Annotated in this window: 1 protein-coding gene; it reads left to right on the top strand. The window is 56.1% G+C overall.

What is annotated here, in order from left to right:
* Positions 1 to 70: 70 nt before the first annotated feature.
* Positions 71 to 769 (top strand): IS6 family transposase, encoded by a 699-nt coding sequence (locus CKW40_RS42335; RefSeq protein WP_095205398.1) that lies wholly within the window; start codon positions 71 to 73, stop codon positions 767 to 769.
* Positions 770 to 823: the final 54 nt, after the last annotated feature.

Raw genomic sequence — 823 nt, 5'->3', positions numbered from 1 at the left:
GGTTTTGTCGCAAACTTTTCGGAAAGGTGATTGGTGCATGACACCTTCTCCTTCTTTCCAGGAGTTGCTCATGTTCAAAGGCCGCCATTTTGATCGATCCGTGATCCTGCTGTGCGTACGCTGGTATCTGGCCTACAATCTGAGCCTGCGCGATCTGGAAGAGATGATGGCCGAACGCGGCATGAGCGTCGATCATTCGACCGTGCATCGCTGGGTCGTCCACTTCTCGCCTCGGCTGCTGGAGTGTTTCAACCGACGCAAGCGTGCCGTTACCGGCAAGTGGCATATGGACGAGACGTATATCAAGGTTCGCGGCCAGTGGATGTATCTCTATCGCGCCATCGACAGCGTCGGCGACACGGTCGAATTCTTCTTCAGCAAAAACCGTGACCTGGCGGCCGCAAAACGCTTCCTCCGGAATGCGTTGGAGCGCCACGGTCGACCGGATCGCATTGTCATCGACGGCAGCCAGACAAATCACGAGGCGATCATTTCCTGCGATGCTGAACACCGTTTGCGGGATCGAACGCGGTGCTCACTGAAACCAATCCGCATCCGCAAGAGCAAGTATCTCAACAATCGGATCGAGCAGGACCATCGGCGCGTCAAGCGCCGCATCCGCTCTATGCTCGGCTTCAAATCGAAGGCGAGCGCAGAGGTCATTCTCTCCGGCATCGAGATGGTTCACATGATGCGCAAACGGCAGGCAAGGTTTGCGTACAATCCATGCCCCTCAATTGCCGAGCAGTTCGCGATCATTGCCGCCTGATCATTGACGCGAAAGCGTCGCGTGGTGACCGAAATCACGATTTGCGACAGATCC

Source organism: Mesorhizobium carmichaelinearum (genome assembly GCF_900199455.1).
Taxonomy (GTDB): Bacteria; Pseudomonadota; Alphaproteobacteria; order Rhizobiales; family Rhizobiaceae; genus Mesorhizobium; species Mesorhizobium carmichaelinearum.
Note: the sequence above shows the minus strand (reverse complement) of the source record. Positions and strands in the feature narration are given on the sequence as shown.